This is a genomic window from Stenotrophomonas sp. GZD-301, assembly GCF_049310345.1.
Classification (GTDB): domain Bacteria; phylum Pseudomonadota; class Gammaproteobacteria; order Xanthomonadales; family Xanthomonadaceae; genus Stenotrophomonas.
Genome location: NZ_JBMOWY010000013.1, coordinates 37,128 through 56,149 on the forward strand (window position 1 = coordinate 37,128; position 19,022 = coordinate 56,149).

The window sequence follows — 19,022 nt, forward strand, 5'->3', positions numbered from 1 at the left end:
CGCACCCGTCCGCGGGTGCCTTGCGGAACAGGCCGGCGCGATGCCGGTCTGCTCCGTTGCGGCGTCGCACCTCCTTCTTTGCCGGTGTCACGACGCCCCGGCCCGCCAACAAGCAGCTATCGCCAGCCATGAACACCAATTACCGCAAGAACCTTCCCGGCACCTCGCTGGACTATTTCGATACCCGTGCCGCGGTCGACGCGCTCCAGCCCGGTGCCTATGCCACGCTGCCGTACACCTCGCGCGTGCTCGCCGAAAACCTGGTGCGCCGCTGCGACCCGGCCACGCTGGACGCCTCGCTGCGCCAGCTGATCGAGCGCCGCCAGGACCTGGACTTCCCGTGGTTCCCGGCACGTGTGGTGTGCCATGACATTCTCGGCCAGACCGCGCTGGTCGATCTGGCCGGCCTCCGTGATGCCATCGCCGATGCCGGTGGCGACCCGGCGCAGATCAATCCGGTGGTGCCGACCCAGCTGATCGTGGATCACTCGCTGGCGGTGGAATTCCCCGGCTTCGACAAGGCAGCGTTCGAGAAGAACCGCGCCGTCGAGGACCGCCGCAATGAAGACCGGTTCCACTTCATCAACTGGACCAAGAAGGCGTTCAAGAACGTCGACGTGATTCCGCCGGGCAACGGCATCATGCACCAGATCAATCTGGAGAAGATGTCGCCGGTGGTGCAGGTGCGCGAGGGCGTGGCCTTCCCGGATACCTGCGTGGGTACCGACAGCCACACGCCTCACGTGGATGCGCTGGGCGTGATCGCCATCGGCGTGGGCGGCCTGGAAGCGGAGAGCGTGATGCTCGGCCGTGCCTCGTGGATGCGCCTGCCCGACATCATCGGCGTGGAACTGACCGGCCGCCCGCAGCCGGGCATCACCTGCACCGACGTGGTGCTGGCGCTGACCGAGTTCCTGCGCAGGGAGCGCGTGGTCGGTGCGTGGATCGAGTTCTTCGGTGAAGGCGCCAATGCGCTGACCATCGGCGACCGCGCCACCATCTCCAACATGACGCCGGAGTTCGGCGCGACCGCGGCGATGTTCTACATCGACCAGCAGACCCTGGACTATCTGCGCCTGACCGGCCGCGAAGATGCCCAGGTCGCCCTGGTGGAAACCTACGCCAAGGCCACCGGCCTGTGGGCCGACGATCTGGTCACCGCGCAGTACGAGCGCGTGCTGCAGTTCGATCTGTCCACCGTGGTGCGCAACATGGCCGGCCCGTCCAACCCGCACAAGCGGGTGGCCACCGCCGACCTCGCTGCCCGCGGCATCGCCGATGAAGCCAAGCTGGCCTCCGGCAAGCAGGAACAGGCCGACGGCCTGATGCCGGACGGCGCAGTGATCATCGCCGCGATCACCAGCTGCACCAACACCAGCAACCCGCGCAATGTGATTTCGGCAGCCCTGCTGGCACGCAATGCCAACCGCGCCGGCCTGACCCGCAAGCCGTGGGTGAAAAGCTCGCTGGCGCCCGGGTCCAAGGCCGTGCAGCTGTACCTGGAGGAGGCCGGCCTGCTCGGTGATCTGGAGCAGATGGGCTTCGGCATCGTTGCCTTCGCCTGCACCACCTGCAACGGCATGAGCGGTGCGCTTGATCCGAAGATCCAGCAGGAAGTGATCGACCGCGACCTGTACGCGACCGCGGTGTTGTCGGGCAACCGCAACTTCGACGGCCGCATCCACCCGTACGCCAAGCAGGCCTTCCTGGCCTCGCCGCCGCTGGTGGTGGCCTACGCCATCGCCGGCACCGTCCGCTTCGACATCGAGAAGGACGCGCTGGGCTTCACTGCCGACGGCACCCCGATCACGCTGAAGGACCTGTGGCCCAGCGATGCCGAGATCGATGCGGTGGTCGCCGCCAGCGTCAAGCCGGAACAGTTCCGCAAGGTCTACGACCCGATGTTCACCTTCAAGGTCGAGCACGGCGCGCCGATCAGCCCGCTGTACGACTGGCGTCCGCAGAGCACCTACATCCGCCGCCCGCCGTACTGGGAAGGCGCGCTGGCCGGTGAGCGTCCGCTGCGCGGCATGCGTCCACTGGCGGTGCTGGGTGACAACATCACCACCGATCACCTGTCCCCGTCCAATGCGATCCTGGCCAGCAGTGCGGCCGGCGAGTATCTGGCGAAGATGGGCCTGCCGGAAGAGGACTTCAACTCCTACGCCACCCACCGCGGCGACCACCTCACCGCGCAGCGCGCCACCTTCGCCAACCCGAAGCTGATCAACGAGATGGTGGTGGTTGATGGGCAGGTGAAGCAGGGCTCGCTGGCACGCGTGGAACCGGAAGGCGAGGTCACCCGCATGTGGGAAGCGATCGAAACCTACATGGAGCGCAAGCAGCCGCTGATCATCATCGCCGGTGCCGACTACGGCCAGGGCAGCTCGCGTGACTGGGCCGCCAAGGGTGTGCGTCTGGCCGGTGTGGAAGCCATCGCTGCCGAAGGCTTCGAACGCATCCACCGCACCAACCTGATCGGCATGGGCGTGCTGCCGCTGGAGTTCAAGGACGGCGTCAACCGCAGGACCCTGGGCATCGACGGCACCGAGACGTTCGATGTGCTCGGCGAGCGCGTGCCGCGTGCCGAGCTGACCCTGGTCATCCACCGCCGCAGCGGTGAGCAGCTCAACGTGCCGGTCACCTGCCGGCTGGACACGGCCGAGGAAGTCTCTATCTACGAAGCGGGCGGCGTGCTGCAGCGCTTCGCCCAGGACTTCCTGGAATCCTCGCAGGTCGCCTGACCACCCGCCTCACGACGGCCCGGCGACGGGCCGTCTTCCTACCAGGACTTCTCATGGCGTTTCTTCCCCAGCTCCGCATTCCCGCCACCTACATGCGCGGCGGCACCAGCAAGGGCGTGTTCTTCCGCCTGCAGGACCTGCCCGCCGCCGCACAGACGCCGGGTGCGGCCCGCGACGCGCTGCTGATGCGCGTGATCGGCTCGCCCGACCCCTACGCCAAGCACACCGACGGCATGGGCGGGGCCACCTCGAGCACCAGCAAGTGCGTGATCATCGCCGCGCCGTCGGTGCCCGACCACGACGTGGACTATCTGTACGGCCAGGTCTCGATCGATAGCGCATTCGTCGACTGGAGCGGCAACTGCGGCAATCTCAGCACGGCGGTCGGGCCGTTCGCGATCAGCAACGGTTTCATCGACCCGGCGCGCGTGCCGCACGACGGCATCTGCACCGTGCGCATCTGGCAGGCCAACATCGGCAAGACCATCCTGGCGCACGTGCCGATGGCAGGCGGTGAGGTGCAGGAGATCGGCGATTTCGAGCTTGACGGGGTGACCTTCCCGGCGGCCGAGATCCAGCTGGAGTTCCTCGACCCGTCCGACGACGGCGAAGGCGAGGGCGGCTCGATGTTCCCCACCGGCAACCTGGTCGACACGCTCGATGTGCTTGGCGTGGGCACCTTCGAGGTGACCATGATCACCGCGGGCATTCCCACCATTTTCCTCAGCGCGGCCGACCTGGGCTACACCGGCACCGAGCTGCAGCCGGCGATCAACGAGGACAAGGCGGCGCTGGCACGGTTCGAGGCGATCCGCGCGCACGGCGCGGTGCGCATGGGCCTGATCGCCAGCGTCGAGCAGGCGGCCACGCGCCAGCACACCCCGAAGGTTGCGTTCGTCGCGCCCGCGCAGGACTACGTGTCTTCCAGCGGCAAGCGGATCGCGGCCGGCGACATCGACCTGCACGCGCGCGCGCTGTCGATGGGCAAGCTGCACCACGCCATGATGGGCACCGCCGCGGTCGCCATCGGTACTGCTGCGGCGATTCCCGGCACCCTGGTCAACCGCGCCGCCGGCGGTGGCGAGCGTGAGGCGGTCACATTCGGCCACCCATCCGGCACGCTGCGCGTGGGTGCCCAGGCCGCCTGCGTTGACGGCCAGTGGACAGTCACCAAGGCCATCATGAGCCGCAGTGCACGCGTGCTGATGGAAGGCGCGGTGCGCGTCCCCGCGTAAACCGCCCACCCACGCAGCGGCGCTCTGCCCCGCTGCCAGAGCAGGAGCGACACCATGTCCAGCGGCAGCCCCCCGTCCAACGAGCGCGTCGCCTGGGACGCGGTGATGACCGACATCGTCGACTACGTGCGCGACTACCCGGTGGAATCGCCCCTTGCCTACACGACCGCGCGCCACTGCCTGATCGATACCCTGGGGTGCGGGCTGGCGGCGCTGTCGTTCCCGGCCTGCAGCAAACTGCTCGGGCCGCTGGCCCCGGGCACCCGGGTGGTCAACGGGGCCCGGGTGCCGGGTACGCGGTTCGAGCTGGACCCGGTGCAGGCGGCCTTCAACATCGGGGCGATGGTGCGCTGGCTGGATTTCAACGACACCTGGCTGGCGGCCGAGTGGGGCCATCCATCCGACAACCTCGGCGGCATCCTGGCCACCGCCGACTGGCTCAGCCGCAATGCCGAGGCGCTGCGCCGCCCCCCGCTGACCATGCGTGACGTGCTCGTGGCGATGGTCAAGGCGCATGAGATCCAGGGCTGCCTCGCATTGGAAAATGCCTTCAACCGGGTCGGGCTGGACCACGTGGTGCTGGTCAAGGTCGCCTCCACCGCCGTGGTCGCGCACCTGCTCGGGCTGGACCGCGAGCGCATGCTCAACGCGGTGTCGCTGGCCTGGGTAGACGGGCAGGCGCTGCGCACCTACCGGCATGCGCCGAATACCGGCTCGCGCAAGAGCTGGGCGGCCGGCGACGCCACCAGCCGCGCGGTGCGCCTGGCGCTGATGGCGGCGACGGGCGAGATGGGCTACCCCAGCGCGCTGACCGCGCCGACCTGGGGCTTCTACGACGTGTCGTTCGGCGGGCAGCCGTTCCGCTTCCAGCGTCCCTACGGCAGCTACGTGATGGAGAACGTGCTGTTCAAGATCAGCTACCCGGCCGAGTTCCACGGCCAGACCGCCGTGGAAGCGGCGATGCAGGTGCACGCCCGGATGCGGGCGGCCGGCAAGCGCAGTGAGGACATCCAGCGGATCACCCTGCGCACCCAGCAGGCCTGCCTGCGCATCATCGACAAGCCTGGCCCGCTGCACAATCCGGCCGACCGCGACCACTGCGTGCAGTACATGGTTGCCATCGCGCTGATCTTCGGCCGGCTGGTCGCCGAGGACTACGAGGACGACGTCGCCGCCGATCCGCGCATCGACCCGCTGCGCGCGCGGATCGCCTGCGTCGAGGAGCCGCGCTTCACCGCCGACTACCTGGACCCGGACAAGCGCAGCATCGCCAACGCGCTGCACGTGACCTTCAACGACGGCACCACGCTGGAGGAGACGGTCGAGTATCCGCTCGGCCACGCCCGCCGCCGCGCCGAGGGCATTCCGCTGCTGGAGGACAAGTTCCGCCGGCACCTGGCCGGTCTCTTCCCGACGGTGCAGCAGCGCCGCATCCTGGACGCCTCGCTGGACCCGGTGGTGTTGGAGGCGATGCCGGTCCACGACTACGTGGACCTTTACGTGGCCGGGTAGAGCCGACCGTTGGTCGGCTGCCGTCCGCTGCGCACCGTCCCCCCACCATGACGCCAGTATCGCCAGGGCCCCGCCCCGAACGGGCCGGGAGGGCCCGTATACTGGCCGCCTTGATCAAGGAGTGACGTCATGGCTAGCCGCAGTCGGGTCGGGCAGTGGGGCTGGAAGGGAATCGCGGGTCTGGCGCTGGCCGCCGGCCTGGTGCTGGGCGTCGGAGGCTGCAAGCGCAACGACAGCGGCCAGTTGCCGGCCCCGTCCGGTGCGCCGATCACGGCCAAGGCCGAGGCCGTTGCCGGGTTCACCCTGGTGCGCGCCTTCCCGGACCAGAAGAGCGACGGCCTGTCGCTGGCGCTGGAGTTCTCGCGCCCGCTGGTCGGCACCCAGGACTTCGACACGCTGGTCCGCTTTGCCGAGAAGGTCGGCACCGACGAGAGCAGCTGGACGCTGTCCGATGACGGCAAGACCCTGCGCTATCCGTTCGTGGAGGCGGCCAAGGAATACACCGTGATCGTCTCGCCGGACCTGCTCGCCGCCGACGGCAGCCGGATCGGCAAGGAGCTGCGCCAGAAGGTGTTCAGCGGCGAGCTGTCGCCGGCGGCCGGCTTCGCCTCGCAGGGCAGCGTGCTGCCCGCGCGCGACAGCCGCGGCCTGCCGGTGGTCTCGGTGAACGTGCCCGAAGTGGACGTGGAGTTCCTCCGCGTCCGCGAGAAGGAGCTGCCGAACTTCTTCAGCCAGTACCAGCGCGGCGGCCGCCGCGGCAGCTGGGAGCTGGACAGCGAGTACGGCGACAAGACCCCGATGTCCAAGCTGGCCGAACCGGTGTACGTGAACCGGTTCGTGCTCGGCGGCAAGCAGAACGAGCGCGTGCTGACCTACCTGCCCACCCAGGACATCAAGGAACTGCAGGCCCCGGGCCTGTACTTCGCGGTGATGAAGCGCAGCGGCTCGTTCGACAGCGAGTTCGATACCGCCTTCTTCACGGTCAGCGACATCGGCCTGCACACGCGTGCCTACAAGGACACCCTGTTCGTCCACACCGCCTCCCTGCAGAGCGGTGCGTCGCTGAAGAAGATCGAGCTGCGCGTGCTCGATGGCAAGGGCGAAGTGGTGCTCAAGGGCGCGACCGACGGCAACGGCAATGCCCTGCTGAAGTACACCCTGGACGCCAGCCACGTGCTGATCGCCAGCAGTGGCGGCGACACCACCATGCTGCCGTTCAACCAGCCGGCGCTGGACCTGAGCGAGTTCGCGGTGGCCGGGCGTGACAACGCCTGGTTCGACGTGTTCGCGTGGTCCGGTCGCGACCTCTACCGCCCCGGCGAGACGGTGCGCATTTCCGCGCTGCTGCGCGACAACGACGGCAAGCCGGTCGGCGGCCCGGGCAAGGCCGCCCAGCCGGTGTTCCTGCGGCTGAAGCAGCCGGACGGCAAGACCTTCCGCGAAACCCGTCTGCAGCCGGGCGAGCAGGGCTACATCAGCTTTGAACAGACCATTCCGGCCGAAGCGCCGACCGGGCGCTGGCAGGTGGAGTTCCGCACCAACCCCGCCAGCAAGGAAGCCATCCAGGGCATGACCCTGCGCATCGAGGAGTTCCTGCCCGAGCGCATGAAGCTGGACCTGGACAGCGCGCAGAAAACCCTCAAGCCCGGCGAGCCGCTCAAGCTGATCGCCGACGCCGCCTATCTGTATGGCGCACCGGCCGACGGCAACCGCTTCACCGCGCGGCTGGCGGTGGCCGCCGAGCAGTCGCCGGTGGAATCGCTGCCCGGTTATTTCTTCGGCGATCCGACGATGGAACTGCCGCGCGAGGCGCGCGACGTGATCGACACCGAGTTCCCGGCCGACGGCAAGCTGCGCCAGGACGTGGTGCTGCCGGCCGAGGTCAAGGCGACCGCGCCGGTGGCGGTGGTGGTGTCCGGCAGCGTGTACGAGACCGGTGGCCGCACCGTCACCCGGACCCTGAAGCGGGTGATGTGGCCGGCCCCGGTGCTGGTCGGCGTGCGCCCGTTGTTCAAGCCCGAGGACGGCGCCGACGCCAACAGCAACGCGCGCTTTGAACTGATGCGCGTGGATGCGGCGGGCAAGGCGCAGCCGGCCAAGGGGCTGAAGGTGACCCTGGTGCGCGAGCTGCGCGACTACCACTGGAGCTTCAACGACAACCGCTGGGACTACGACTTCACCCGCCGTTTCGAGAACAGGGAAACCCGCACCGTCGACGCCGGCACCGCCGCCATCACGGTCGATTTCCCGGTGGAGTGGGGCGAGTACCGGCTGGACGTGTTCGATCCGGCCACCGGCCTGACCAGCCGCTACCCGTTCCGTGCCGGCTGGAGCTGGAACGATGACAACCGCGGCCTGGACGCGCGTCCGGACAAGGTCAAGCTGGCTCTGGACAAGACCGCCTACAAGGCCGGCGATACCGTGCGCGTCACCGTCACCCCGCCGCATGCCGGCAAGGGCGTGCTGATGGTGGAGAGCGACAAGATGCTCTACGTGCAGGACATCGACGCCAAGCCGGGCAGCACCTTCGACATTCCGGTGACCGCGGAGTGGGAGCGCCACGACATCTACATCACCGCGCTGGTGTTCCGTGGGGGCAGTGCGCCGAGCAAGATCACCCCGGCCCGTGCGGTCGGCGTGGTGCATGTGCCGATGGACCGCAAGGCACGCCAGATTGCGGTGGGCCTGTCCGCGCCGAAGCAGATGCGCCCCGAGCAGACCCTGCCGGTGACGGTGAGCGCCCCGCAGCTGGCGGGCAAGGTCGCGCACGTCACCGTCTCGGCGGTGGACGTGGGCATCCTCAACATCACCCGCTTCCCGGTGCCCGACGCCGCCGCGCACTTCTTCGCGCAGCGTCGCCTGGGCGTGGATGCCTACGACATCTACAGCCGTGTGATCGAGAGTTTCGACGGCGCCAGCGGCAAGCTGAAGTTCGGTGGCGACATGGCGCTGGCGGCAATGCCGCAGGCCAAGCGTCCCACCGCACGCGTGCAGACCGTGGACCTGTTCTCCGGCCCGGTGAAGCTCGACGCCAAGGGCATCGCCCGGGTTGCGTTGAAGGTGCCGGACTTCAACGGCACCCTGCGCATCTCCGCGCTGGTGTACGCCGATGACCAGTACGGCAAGCGCGACATGGAAACCGTGGTGCGCGCACCGATCCTGGCCGAAGCCAGCATGCCGCGCGTGCTCGCGCCCGGCGACACCAGCACGGTGACCCTGGACGTGCAGAACTTCACCGGCAAGCCGGGCGAGTTCAAGGTGCAGGTCGATGGGATCGGGCCGCTGACGCTGGGCGAGCCGACCCGCGCGCTGACCCTTGCCGCCGATGCCAAACGCACCTTGAGCTTCCCGCTCACCGCGCGCGAGGGCTATACGGTGGCCAAGGTGCGGGTGCGCGTGGACGGCAACGGCTTCAAGGTGGATCGCCGCTACGACCTGCCGGTGCGTGCCGCCTGGCCGCAGGTGCTGCGTGCGCAGACCCGCACGCTCGATCCGCTGGTGGCGGTGAGCATGGACGCCAGCCTGGCCGATGGCCTGATGAACGACTCGGTGACCGCGCGCATGCTGGTCAGCGCCTTGCCGCCGATTCCGTTCGCCAGTGCACTCAACGGCGCGCTCAACTACCCGTACGGCTGTGCCGAGCAGACCACCAGCAAGGGCTATGCGGCCCTGATGCTGGATGAGGCCACCTCGGCCATGCTCGGCGCCGATGGCCTGGATGCCAAGACCCGCCGCGAGCGCATGGAAGGCGCGTTCGGCCGGCTGGCCTCGATGCAGGTGGCCAACGGCAACTTCTCGATGTGGGGCGACGACGGGTACGTCAATCCGTGGCTCACGCCGTACATCGCCGAGTTCCTGCTGGACGCCAAGGACGCGGGCTTTGCGGTACCCGACACGGTGCTGCAGAAGGCGCTCAACCGCCTCAGCGAGGACCTGCTGTCCGGCGGCAACCAGTTCTATGGCGAGGACCGCCGCGAGAACCTGAAGTTCGCCAACCAGGCGTACTCGGGCTATGTGCTGGCCCGCGTCAACCGCGCCCCGCTGGGCACGCTGCGCGCGCTGTACGACAACGAACGCAGCAAGTCGTTGACCGGGCTGTCGCTGGTGCACCTGGGCATCGCGCTGTCGCTGCAGGGCGACCACAAGCGCGGCGACGCCGCGATTGCGGCCGGCTTCGCCAAGAACGGGGGTGACCGCCCGGCGTACTTCGGCGACTACGGCAGCGCGGTGCGTGACGACGCCCTGATGATCGCGCTGCTGCACGAGCGCAAGCTGTCCAAGCCGGCCTACGACGCACGCGCGATCGACCTGGGCCGCGCGCTCGATGCCCGCCGCAACAGCGGCTGGATGTGGCTGAGCACGCAGGAACAGGTGGCGCTGGCACGCATGGGCAAGGCGCTGGCGGCCAACCAGAAGAAGCTGGTCTCCGGTGAGCTGGCGATCGGCGGCGAGAGCGAGACCATCTCCGCGCGCCGCATGTTCGGCCGCAGCGTCGACTACGCCACGTTGGCCAAGGGCGTGCGCTTCACCCCGCAGGGCGAGCCGCCGATGTTCGCCAGCCTGGAAGTGGCCGGCATCCCGCGCAACCCGCCCGAGCCGGACAGCCGTACGCTCGGCGTGGAGCGCAGCTGGTACACCACCGACGGCAAGCCGTGGACGCCGCGCGCGCTGAAGGAAGGCGAGGCGCTGATCGTGCGGGTCAGCGTAACCCCGAACGTGGACATGCCCGACGCGCTGCTCACCGACCTGCTGCCGGCCGGGCTGGAGATCGAGAACTTCAACCTCGGCGACGCCAAGCAGTGGGCCGACGTGGTGGTGGACGGGCTGAGCGTGAACGACCGCGGCGACGCGGCCAACGTCAAGCACGAGGAGTTCCGCGACGACCGCTACGTGGCTGCGCTCAAGCTCTCGCGTGGCAGCACGGCCAAGGTGTTCTACCTGGTGCGTGCGGTCACGCCCGGCACCTACCGGGTGCCGCCGCCGCTGGTGGAGGACATGTACCGTCCCGACCTGCGCGGGGTGGGCCGCAGCAACCCGACCACGCTGACCGTGGTGCAGCCATAACCGCTGGCCGGGTCGCCGCCCCCGCGGCGGCCCGGCGGTCCGTGTCGTCGATGCCATGACCTTTTCCTTCCTTTCCCGTCTGCGTCGCCAGGTGCGGCCGCTGTGGCCGTGGTTGCGCTGGGGTACCGCGGCTGCGCTCGCGCTGCTGCTGGTGCTGGACCTGGCATTCCCGCCGCCGCTGCCGCGCCAGCGCGATACCAGCACGCTGGTGGTCGCGCGTGACGGGACGCCGCTGCGTGCCTTCGCCGACGCCGAAGGCGTGTGGCGTTATCCGGCTTCCGCCGACAGCGTGTCGCCGCTGTACCTGCAGGCGCTGCTCGGCTACGAGGACCGCTGGTTCTGGCGGCATCCCGGCATCAATCCGTGGGCGATGCTGCGTGCCGGCAGGCAATGGGTGGTCGAGCGCCGGATCGTCTCCGGCGGTTCCACCCTCACCATGCAGGTGGCGCGCATCCTCGATCCGCATACCCGTACGCCGTGGGGCAAGGCCAAGCAGCTGCTGCGCGCGGTACAGCTGGAAGTGCACCTGAGCAAGGCGCAGATCCTGGCGCTGTACCTCGAGCGTGCGCCTTACGGCGGCACCATCGAAGGCGTCGAAGCGGCGAGCTGGGCCTACCTGGGCAAGCCGGCCTCGGCGCTGTCGCATGCCGAGGCGGCGCTGCTTGCGGTGCTGCCGCAGTCGCCCAGCCGGCTGCGCCCGGACCGCCATCCGGAGGCGGCGCAGGCGGCACGCGACAAGGTCCTCACGCGCATGGCCGACCTCGGCGTGTGGTCGCGCGAGGAGGTGGACGACGCGCGGATCGAGCCGGTGGTCACCCGCGCGCTGCAGCCGCCGCTGCACGCCGCGTTGCTCGCGCAGCGGCTGCGGTCGGCACAGCCGCGCGCGGCGCGGATCCAGAGCACGCTCGACATCGGCCTGCAGCGCACGCTCGAGGAACGCGTGTCCTCCTATTTCTCGCAGCTGCCCGAGCGCACCTCGGCGGCGTTGCTGGTGGTGGACAACCGCACGCTCGAAGCGCGCGCCTACGTCGGCTCGGTGGCCTTTGGCGACAAACAGCGGCTCGGCCACGTGGACATGGTGCAGGCGTGGCGCTCGCCCGGTTCCACGCTCAAGCCGTTCCTGTACGGGATGGCGCTGGACGATGGGCTGATCCACTCCGAGAGCCTGATGGTCGACGCGCCGCAGGGCTTCGGCGGCTACCGCCCGGGCAACTTCGATGCCGCCTTCAACGGGCCGGTGAGTTCGGCCACCGCGCTGCGGCTGTCGCTGAATGTGCCCGCGGTGGACCTGCTGGACCGGGTGGGCCCGGCGCGGTTCGCCGCGCGCCTGTCGCATGCCGGCATCAACCTGCGCTTTCCGCGCGGCAGCAGCCCGAACCTGTCGCTGATCCTGGGCGGCACCGGCGCACGGCTGGAAGACCTGGTGGGTGCGTTCGCCGCATTCAACCGCAACGGCATCGCCGGGCGTGTGCGCTACACCGCCGACGATGCGGTGATCGAGCGGCGGCTGATGTCGCCGGGCGCGGCATGGATCACCCGCGAGGTGCTCGAATCCAATCCGCGCCCCGGCTACGGCACCGGCACGTTCGATGTCACCAGCCGCCCGCGCGTGGCCTGGAAGACCGGCACCAGCTATGGCTACCGCGACGCATGGGCGATTGGCAGCACGCGGCACTACACGGTGGGCGTGTGGGTCGGGCGGCCCGACGGCACTCCGCTGCCCGGCCAGTACGGCGCGGTGACCGCGTTGCCGTTGATGTTCGAAGTGATCGACAGCCTGCCGCGCCAGAGTGGCGATGCCAGCGCCGCGCCGATGCCGGCCAGCGTCACCCGCACCGACATCTGCTGGCCGACCGGTGAGCTGGCCGAGGGCACGCCGCCGGACCTGTGCCAGCGTCGCCTGCAGGCGTTCGTGCTGGACGGCGTGGTGCCGCCCACGTTCGCCGAGCGCGATGCGCGGCTCTGGCAACCGGGGCGGCAGCGCTTCGAGGTGGACGCGCGCACCGGCCTGCGGCTGTCGCCGGACTGCAGCGCACCGCATGTGGCCGAACCGCGCGAGATCGCCCGCTGGCCGGCACTGGTATCGCCGTGGCTGCCGTTGGCGCAGCGCCGTGCCGCGCAGTTGCCGGCGCTGTCCCCGGATTGCCGCGACGACGGCCGGCAGAGCGGCGGCAGCCTGCACATCGAAGGGCTCAACGACCGCGCCACCCTGGCGCGTGCACCCAATGCCGAACACGGCGTACGCCTGCAGCTGCGTGCGCTCGGCACCGACGGCAGCATCGACTGGCTGCTGGATGACCGCTGGATCGCGCGCACCGAAGGCGCGCGCCTGTTCCAGCGGGATTTCGACGACGTCGGCGACCACACCCTGACCGCGCTCGCCACTGATGGCGCCTGGACCCAGGTGCGCTTCCGCATCCTGCGCTGAGCGCCCGGCGCGTGCAGCGCCGGTGCGCGTCGTCCGCCCGTGTTACTTGCCGATCCAGCCGTCCAGCAGGTCGGCGAATTCGTCGGCGTGCTCTTCTTCCTGCGCCAGGATCTCTTCCAGGATGCGCTTGGTGGTGGTGTCCTTGTCGCCGACGAAGTTGATCATCTCGCGATAGCTGTCGATCGCGATGCGCTCGGCGATCAGGTTCTCGCGGACCATGTCGCGCAGATCGGTGCCTTCCTTGTACTCGGCGTGCGAGCGCGCGGTCAGCGTGTCCGGATTGAGGTCCGGTTCGCCGCCCAGCTGCACGATGCGCTCGGCCAGCTTGCCGGCATGCGCCTGCTCCTGCTGGGCATGTTCAAGGAACTCGGCCTTCACCGCATCGGCGAGCATGCCCTTGGCCATGAAGTAGTGGCGGTAGTAGCGCAGCACGCACACGTACTCGGTGGCCAGCGCATCGTTGAGCAGCTTGATCACCGCCTTGCGGTCGGCGCTGTAGGTGTCGGTGATGGCGCCGTCTTCGATGTCCTTGCGGGCACGCGCGCGCAGGGTGGCGGTGTCGCTGATGCCGGCCGGACGTTTGGTCCCGGCGGCGGTGGAAGCAGGGGCGGGGCGGGCATTCTTGGCTGGCTTTGACATGGCTGGCCGGGTTCCTCTGTTGCGTGGGTTCAGTGGGGAAGGTGCTCCAGCACGTACTGTGCGGAGGACACCTCGAACTTGCCGGGGTCTTCGATGAAGGCCTGCCGCACCACGCCGTCGTCGACATACAACGCGAAGCGGCGCGAGCGCAGGCCCATGCCGGAACTGCTGGCATCCATCTCCAGCCCGAGTGCGCGGGTGAATTCGCCGTTGCCGTCGGACAGCATCTGCAGGCCATCGGGGACGTGCTGGCTCTCGCCCCAGGCCTTCATCACGAACGGGTCGTTGACGGCCACGCAGAACACGTCGATGCCGCGGTGGCGGAAGTCGGCGAAGTGCTCGACGTAGCCGGGCAGGTGGCGGGCCGAACAGGTCGGCGTGAACGCCCCCGGCACGGCAAACAGCACCGCCTTGCGCCCGTCGAACAGGGCGTGGGTGTCGATGGTCTCCATGCCCTCGCGGATGCGCTTGAGGGTCACTTCGGGGATGCGATCGCCTACGTGGATGGTCATGCGGGCTCCTTGTACATCGGCAGGGTAGGGCGGGCGATGGGAGGGCGGCGTCAAAACGTTGAAAACGTGCCGTCCAGCCCCATCCTGCTCCCCGCCGATGGCGCTGGCATTGCGCAGGATCAAGCCGCAGGCCCGGGGTGACGGGCAGGGGCGCCGCCAGCCGCTAGAATTGACCGGACGGTGCCCGCCTGCGCGGGCGACCGAACTTATTCGAGGTGTCTGGATGGAATTCAAGGATTATTACGCCACGCTCGGTGTGGAACCGACCGCGGGCGATGCGGAAATCAAGACCGCCTACCGGCGGCTGGCGCGCAAGTACCACCCCGACGTCAGCAAGGAGGCCGGCGCGGAAGACAAGTTCAAGGCCGTCAACGAGGCCTATGAGGCCCTGCGCGACCCGCAGAAGCGCGCCGCCTACGACCAGCTCAAGGCGCAGGGCTATCGCCCGGGCGAGGAGTTCCATGCGCCGCCGAACTACGGCGGTGGCCAGGGCTTCGACTTCGAAGAGGTGTTCGGCGGTGGCGCCGGCGGTGGCGGGTTCAGCGATTTCTTTGAAAGTCTGTTCGCGCGCCAGCGCGGCGGCGGTGGCGGTGGCGGGCGCTCCAGCGGTTTCGCCGGCGCCGGCGCCGGCCCGCAGCCGCTGCGCGACACCCGCGCCAAGCTCTCCGTGCCGTTGGAAGCGGCCTATGCCGGCGACAGCCTGCGCATCAACGTCAACGGCCGGCAGCTGGACGTGCGCGTGCCCAAGGGCATCCGTCCCGGCCAGGTGATCCGCCTGAGCGGGCAGGGCAACGGCGGCGGCAACCTGCTGCTGGAAGTGGAGTACGCCGAACACCCGCAGTTCGAAGTGGACGGGCGCAACGTGCTCTACACCCTGCAGGTGATGCCGTGGCAGGCCGCGCTGGGCACCAGCATCAGCGTGCCGACCCTGGGCGGTGCGGTGGAACTGAAGGTGCCGGCCGACTCGGACGCCGGGCGCAAGCTGCGCCTGCGGGGTCGTGGCCTGCCCGGCACGCCGGACGGTGACCAGATCGTCGAGCTGGAGATCGTCGCGCCGGCCCCGACCGAAGAGGCCCAGAAAAAGGCCTACAAGGCGCTGGCCAAGGCCTTCGGCGAGAAAATCTGAAGGAGCCCCGGTGGGTGCCGACCGGGGGTCGGCACGCCGGTCAGACGGCCGGCGGTTCCTGGTTGCTGAACACCCGCTCCAGCACCTCGGACAGCTCGTCCTCGGAGAACGGCTTGGTGATGTAGGCCTTGGCGCCCTGGCGCATGCCCCACATGCGGTCGGTGTCCTGGTCCTTGGTGGTCACCAGGATCACCGGGATGTGCTTGGTGGCCGCATCGCGCGACAGCGTGCGGGTGGCCTGGAAGCCGTTGAGATTGGGCATCACCACGTCCATCAGGACCAGGTCGGGCAGTTCGGCCTTGGCCGCTTCCACACCGGCCGCACCATCGGTGGCGGTCAGGATCTCGTGACCGAGCTTCTCGACGATGCGCTGTATCCCCAACAGCTGCGACGGTGAATCGTCGACGATCAGAATGCGTGCCATGTTGTTCCCCATGTGATGCGCGCAGTGTAGTGCGCGCCTCGCATCGGCGTGAAGCATCCGGCGCACCGTCCGTCGCCCGGCTGGCGCGCTCAGTCGATTCGTACCACCGTACGCCCGTGCCCACCGCCGGCCAGGAGGCGTTCGAACACACCCGGCAGGCCGTCCAGGCCCACTTCGCCGGTGCAGATGCGCGCCAGGTGGCGCGGCCGCCACTCGCTGCCGAGCTTGTCCCACACCTTCTCGCGCAGCTCCCGCGGCGCGCTCGAGGACGACACGCCCAGCAGCGACACACCGCGGATGATGAAGGGCATCACCGTCATATCCAGTGCCGGGCTGGCAGCGAGCCCGGCACTGACCACGCTGCCGTATGGCGCGGTCTGTGCCAGCAGGCTGGCCAGCATCGGCCCGCCGGCGTTGTCCAGGCCGCCGCCGAAGCGCGCCGATTCCATCGGCCGGGTGGTGACCAGCGTCTCGCGCGGCAGCACCTCGCGCGCGCCGAGGGCGCGCAGGTAGTCGGTCTGTTCGGCCTTGCCGCTGATGGCATGCACCTCGAACCCGGCCTGGCTGAAGATGTCCACGGCCAGCGAACCGACGCCGCCGGTGGCACCGGTGACCGCCAGCGGGCCCAGGTCGGGGGTCAGCCGGTTGTCGAGCATGCGCAGCAGGGCCAGCGCGGCGGTGAAGCCGGCCGTCCCCAGAATCATCGCCTCGCGCGGGGTCAGCCCGGCCGGCTGGGCGATCACGGCACTGGCGGGCAGCCGGACATACTGGCTGTAGCCGCCATCGCGGGTCTCGCTGAGGCCGCAGCCGGTGGCCAGCACGGCATCGCCTTCGCGCCAGGCCGGGTCGGTGGAGGCGACCACCGTGCCGGCCACATCGATCCCGCCCACCAGCGGAAAGCGACGCAGGATCCGCCCCGTGCCGGTGCCGGCCAGGGCATCCTTGTAGTTGACCGAGGACCAGCCGGCCCGGATCACCACCTCGCCGGGCGCCAGGTCGTCCAGTCCGATCTGCTCCATTCCGGCCCGATGGCCGCCGTCGGCGGCCTGGTGGATGCGGAACGCGTCGAAGGGGGCGGAAGGGAGCATGGCCGTGACCTGGCGGGGAAGGGAGGCACACACCTTACCCGCTGGCAGCGGGGCCGGGGCCGGTGCAAGGCTGCATGAATCGCATCCCGCGCCTCATTCCCCCTTCCAATCCTGCCGGTCAGCCCCATCTAGTAGAATCGGATGAGATACACCGGTTGACGTTGCGGGAGTGGCCCGCAGGCAGCCTTACCTTGATGGAGCGTGCATGGCCTGGAATACACCCGGCGGCAACAAGGGCGGACAAGGCCCCGACGAGAATCGACGCGGGCCGTTCAAGCCGCGCGGCGGCGGCAATGGCGGTGGTTGGGGCGGTCTGCCCGGGCCGCTGAAGGAGATGTTCGATGGGAACATCCTGCGCTGGGTGGCGGTGGCGGCGGTGCTGCTGCTGCTGTTCTCCAGCTTCCAGCTGATCGGCGAACAGCAGCGTGGCGTGGTGCTGCGCTTCGGCCAGTTCTCGCGGATCCTGGGGCCCGGCCCGAACTTCAAGCTGCCGTGGCCGATCGAATCGGTGACCAAGGTCAACGCCACCCAGATCAAGACCTTCAGCAGCCAGGTGCCGGTGCTGACCCGTGACGAGAACATCGTCAACGTCTCGGTCAACGTGCAGTACCGCATCGCCGATCCGCAGAAGTACCTGTTCGGCGCGGTGTCGGCCGACCAGGTGCTGGAGCAGTCGGCGCAGAGCGCGGTGCGCGAGCAGGTGGGCCGTGCCGACCTCAATGCCGTGCTGAACAACCGCGGTCCGCTGGCCGTGGTCGCCGAAGAGCGTCTGCAGTCGGCGCTGAAGGCCTACCAGACCGGCCTGGTCGTGACCGGGCTGACCCTGCCCGACGCGCGCCCGCCGGAAGAAGTGAAGCCGGCCTTCGACGAGGTCAACGGCGCCCAGCAGGTCAAGGAACGCCTGATCAACGAAGCCCAGGCCTATGCGGCCAAGGTCGTACCCGAAGCGCGCGGCCAGGCCTCGCGTGCCCGCACCACCGCCGAAGGCTACAAGCAGGCAGTGGTGTCCAAGGCGCAGGGTGATGCCGACCGCTTCAGCCTGCTGCAGGTGCAGTACAAGGACGCCCCCGAGGTCACCCGCAAGCGGCTGTGGCTGGAAACGGTGGAGCAGGTGCTGTCGCAGAACCGCAAGATCATCGGTGGCGATGGCCGCCAGCTGATCTATGTGCCGATGCCGGGCGATGCCCGTGCCGCCGGCGCTGCCGCCCCGGCGGTGACCCCGGAAGTGATGCTGCCGTCGTTGCCGGCCAGCACCCCGGTGGATGGGGTGCGCGACACCGAGCGCCCGACCACCCGCCCCACCGGCCGACCGACCGGTCGTGAAGGAGCCAGCCGATGAAGAGTTCACTGTGGATCGGGTTGGCCGTGGCCGCCCTGCTGGGCCTGTTGGGGTCGGTGTACGTGGTCCGTGAGGACCAGACCGCGATGGTGCTGAACCTGGGCAAGGTGGTCCGTGCGGACATCAAGCCGGGCCTGCACTTCAAGGTGCCGCTGGTGGAATCGGTACGCGTGTTCGACCGCCGCTTCCAGGTGCTCGACACCGCGCCGGCGCGTTATTTCACCGCCGAGCAGAAGGACGTCAGCGTCGACTTCTTCGCCATTGGCCGCATTTCCGACGTGCGCAACTACTACCGCGCCACCGGTGGCGATGCCGCCCTGGCCAATGCGCGCCTGGCACCGATCATCACCGACTCGCTGCGCAACCAGATCAACTCGCGCACCTTGCAGCAGCTGGTGTCGGGTGATCGCAGCGAACTGATCGCCAACCAGCTGACCGGCATCAACAAGGCGGTCAAGGAACTGGGCATGGAAATCATCGACCTGCGCATCAAGCAGATCGACCTGCCCACCGACAGCCAGGTGATCAACGATGTGTACGAGCGCATGCGCGCACAGCGCAAGCAGGAAGCGGCCAAGCTTCGCGCCGAGGGTGAGGAGCAGTCGCTGACCATCCGTGCCCAGGCCGACCGCGACAGCACCGTGCTGGTGGCCGAAGCCGAGCGCGACGCCCAGCAGCTGCGCGGTGCCGGCGACGCCGAAGCCGCCCGCATCTACGGCAAGGCCGGTTCGGCCGACCCGTCGTTCTACGCCTTCTACCGCAGCCTGGAGGCCTACCGCGGCTCCATGACCGACGGCAACGGCGTGATCGTGCTCGACAAGAACGACCCGTTCCTGCAGTACCTCAAGAGCGATCGCTGAGGTCGCAGGCGGCAGCAACCCACGGGGACCCGGTGCAGACCGGGTCCCCGT

12 protein-coding genes are annotated in these 19,022 nt (G+C 69.1%); 8 read left to right on the top strand and 4 right to left on the bottom strand.

The window, feature by feature from the left end; genetic code table 11:
• Positions 1 to 128 precede the first annotated feature (128 nt).
• The 5 genes from acnD (at position 129) to pbpC (ending at position 12,983) form a co-directional block, all read left to right on the top strand.
• Complete coding sequence (gene acnD, locus ACO6VK_RS03645; RefSeq protein WP_422505616.1) at positions 129 to 2,744, top strand: Fe/S-dependent 2-methylisocitrate dehydratase AcnD; 2,616 nt, start codon at positions 129 to 131, stop codon at positions 2,742 to 2,744.
• Between the two features lie 53 nt (positions 2,745 to 2,797).
• Entirely contained in the window at positions 2,798 to 3,979 is a 1,182-nt protein-coding gene (gene prpF / locus ACO6VK_RS03650; RefSeq protein WP_422505617.1) for a 2-methylaconitate cis-trans isomerase PrpF, read from the top strand.
• A 54-nt stretch (positions 3,980 to 4,033) separates the two neighbouring features.
• On the top strand, positions 4,034 to 5,491 hold the full coding sequence (locus tag ACO6VK_RS03655; protein WP_422505618.1) for a bifunctional 2-methylcitrate dehydratase/aconitate hydratase: 1,458 nt from the start codon (positions 4,034 to 4,036) through the stop codon (positions 5,489 to 5,491).
• A 129-nt stretch (positions 5,492 to 5,620) separates the two neighbouring features.
• Entirely contained in the window at positions 5,621 to 10,555 is a 4,935-nt protein-coding gene (locus tag ACO6VK_RS03660) for an alpha-2-macroglobulin family protein (RefSeq protein WP_422505619.1), read from the top strand.
• Between the two features lie 55 nt (positions 10,556 to 10,610).
• Positions 10,611 to 12,983 (top strand): penicillin-binding protein 1C, encoded by a 2,373-nt coding sequence (gene pbpC, locus ACO6VK_RS03665; protein WP_422505620.1) that lies wholly within the window; start codon positions 10,611 to 10,613, stop codon positions 12,981 to 12,983.
• 42 nt (positions 12,984 to 13,025) lie between these two features.
• Here pbpC and ACO6VK_RS03670 read toward each other — a convergent pair whose 3' ends face one another.
• Both ACO6VK_RS03670 and ACO6VK_RS03675 read right to left on the bottom strand, forming a co-directional pair.
• Entirely contained in the window at positions 13,026 to 13,622 is a 597-nt protein-coding gene (locus ACO6VK_RS03670) for a ferritin-like domain-containing protein (protein WP_422505621.1), read from the bottom strand.
• A gap of 29 nt (positions 13,623 to 13,651) precedes the next feature.
• Entirely contained in the window at positions 13,652 to 14,134 is a 483-nt protein-coding gene (locus ACO6VK_RS03675) for a peroxiredoxin (protein WP_422505622.1), read from the bottom strand.
• A 223-nt stretch (positions 14,135 to 14,357) separates the two neighbouring features.
• Between ACO6VK_RS03675 and ACO6VK_RS03680 the strand changes: the two genes are divergently transcribed.
• Positions 14,358 to 15,260, top strand: coding sequence for a DnaJ C-terminal domain-containing protein (locus ACO6VK_RS03680; RefSeq protein ID WP_422505623.1), 903 nt, complete (start codon positions 14,358 to 14,360; stop codon positions 15,258 to 15,260).
• 40 nt (positions 15,261 to 15,300) lie between these two features.
• On the opposite strand, the gene pilH is transcribed toward ACO6VK_RS03680, so the two are convergent.
• Positions 15,301 to 15,684 carry a twitching motility response regulator PilH gene (gene pilH / locus ACO6VK_RS03685; protein ID WP_411851794.1) on the bottom strand — a complete coding sequence of 128 codons (384 nt, stop codon included), beginning with the start codon at positions 15,682 to 15,684 and terminating at the stop codon, positions 15,301 to 15,303.
• Positions 15,685 to 15,773: 89 nt separating this feature from the next.
• A complete protein-coding gene (locus ACO6VK_RS03690) occupies positions 15,774 to 16,772 on the bottom strand; it encodes a YhdH/YhfP family quinone oxidoreductase (protein ID WP_422505624.1) in 999 nt (332 codons plus the stop codon).
• A gap of 205 nt (positions 16,773 to 16,977) precedes the next feature.
• Between ACO6VK_RS03690 and hflK the strand changes: the two genes are divergently transcribed.
• Both hflK and hflC read left to right on the top strand, forming a co-directional pair.
• Entirely contained in the window at positions 16,978 to 18,111 is a 1,134-nt protein-coding gene (gene hflK, locus ACO6VK_RS03695; RefSeq protein ID WP_422505625.1) for an FtsH protease activity modulator HflK, read from the top strand.
• Positions 18,108 to 18,971 (top strand): protease modulator HflC, encoded by an 864-nt coding sequence (gene hflC, locus ACO6VK_RS03700; protein WP_017354822.1) that lies wholly within the window; start codon positions 18,108 to 18,110, stop codon positions 18,969 to 18,971. The genes hflK and hflC overlap by 4 nt, the downstream gene beginning before the upstream one ends.
• Positions 18,972 to 19,022: the final 51 nt, after the last annotated feature.

Excerpts from the sequence above, each read along its gene's own strand:
- acnD (WP_422505616.1), top strand. The coding sequence starts at position 129 with ATGAACACCAATTACCGCAAGAACCTTCCCGGCACCTCGCTGGACTAT.
- prpF (WP_422505617.1), top strand. The coding sequence starts at position 2,798 with ATGGCGTTTCTTCCCCAGCTCCGCATTCCCGCCACCTACATGCGCGGC.
- ACO6VK_RS03655 (WP_422505618.1), top strand. The coding sequence starts at position 4,034 with ATGTCCAGCGGCAGCCCCCCGTCCAACGAGCGCGTCGCCTGGGACGCG.
- ACO6VK_RS03660 (WP_422505619.1), top strand. The coding sequence starts at position 5,621 with ATGGCTAGCCGCAGTCGGGTCGGGCAGTGGGGCTGGAAGGGAATCGCG.
- pbpC (WP_422505620.1), top strand. The coding sequence starts at position 10,611 with ATGACCTTTTCCTTCCTTTCCCGTCTGCGTCGCCAGGTGCGGCCGCTG.
- ACO6VK_RS03670 (WP_422505621.1), bottom strand. The coding sequence starts at position 13,622 with ATGTCAAAGCCAGCCAAGAATGCCCGCCCCGCCCCTGCTTCCACCGCC.
- ACO6VK_RS03675 (WP_422505622.1), bottom strand. The coding sequence starts at position 14,134 with ATGACCATCCACGTAGGCGATCGCATCCCCGAAGTGACCCTCAAGCGC.
- ACO6VK_RS03680 (WP_422505623.1), top strand. The coding sequence starts at position 14,358 with ATGGAATTCAAGGATTATTACGCCACGCTCGGTGTGGAACCGACCGCG.
- pilH (WP_411851794.1), bottom strand. The coding sequence starts at position 15,684 with ATGGCACGCATTCTGATCGTCGACGATTCACCGTCGCAGCTGTTGGGG.
- ACO6VK_RS03690 (WP_422505624.1), bottom strand. The coding sequence starts at position 16,772 with ATGCTCCCTTCCGCCCCCTTCGACGCGTTCCGCATCCACCAGGCCGCC.
- hflK (WP_422505625.1), top strand. The coding sequence starts at position 16,978 with ATGGCCTGGAATACACCCGGCGGCAACAAGGGCGGACAAGGCCCCGAC.
- hflC (WP_017354822.1), top strand. The coding sequence starts at position 18,108 with ATGAAGAGTTCACTGTGGATCGGGTTGGCCGTGGCCGCCCTGCTGGGC.